Source organism: Bacillus cereus group sp. N6 (assembly GCF_016483705.1).
Lineage (GTDB): Bacteria > Bacillota > Bacilli > Bacillales > Bacillaceae_G > Bacillus_A > Bacillus_A wiedmannii.
In genome coordinates, this window is the sequence record NZ_JAEHBI010000360.1 from 1 (window position 1) to 231 (window position 231).

Genomic DNA, 231 nt, shown 5'->3' on the forward strand with positions numbered 1-231 from the left:
GTCCCTCCATTGCTCAAACGATAAAGAGGTGGTACAGGAATATCAACCTGTTGTCCATCGCCTACGCCTGTCGGCCTCGGCTTAGGTCCTGACTAACCCTGAGCGGACGAGCCTTCCTCAGGAAACCTTAGGCATTCGGTGGACGGGATTCTCACCCGTCTTTCGCTACTCATACCGGCATTCTCACTTCTAAGCGCTCCACCAGTCCTTCCGGTCTGACTTCACTGCACT

Annotated in this window: 1 rRNA gene; it reads right to left on the bottom strand. The window is 54.5% G+C overall.

What is annotated here, in order from left to right:
* A 23S ribosomal RNA gene (locus tag JDS99_RS31580) occupies positions 1 to 231 on the bottom strand; the annotation flags it as partial.